At 44.9% G+C, this 575-nt stretch carries 1 protein-coding gene; it reads right to left on the bottom strand.

All coding sequences use genetic code 11. The features are described from left to right. A partial coding sequence (locus tag R7040_RS28580; RefSeq protein ID WP_318097905.1) for a TerC family protein occupies positions 1–517 on the bottom strand: 517 nt, incomplete at its 3' end. Positions 518–575 lie beyond the last annotated feature (58 nt).

Below are 575 nucleotides of genomic sequence, written 5' to 3'. Positions count from 1 at the left end.
CAGCAGTCATAACCATGACCAATGCAGAAGCAATAATTGCAGCAACCATAAGCGGTACTTCACTTGTTAAACCGACTGCTGTGATGACAGAATCCATCGAGAATACCGCATCAACCGCAACGATTTGTAACAAAACCACCGCCAATCCTGTGCGCACATGGGTAGAGTGATTGGTTTCGTTGTGAGTTAACCAGCTCCAAAGCTCTTTTAAGCTTTTCGCTAACAAAAACGCACCACCCAAGATCATTATCATATCTCGACCTGTCACCGCATGGTCTGCAACGCTAAATAGTGGTTGGGTAAGTTGCATGATCCATGTGATAGAAAACACCAATCCAATACGCGCTAACACCGCAAGACCAATACCTAGGTTTCGTGCAAGCTTTCTCTGGTGGGATGGCAATCTTTCACATAAAACGGAAATAAAAACGACGTTATCTACGCCTAAAACAACTTCGAGAGCAAATAAGGTGGCAAATATCACCCATGCTTCGGGCTGCATGAAAAGTTCTAACATGAGTATGCCTCCTGAGAATGGAAGCGATACGGAGAAGGGTTCAGTCGACTAAAGGGGT

This window comes from Vibrio sp. 1069, from assembly GCF_033340555.1.
This window is presented reverse-complemented; position numbering and strand designations above follow the sequence as displayed.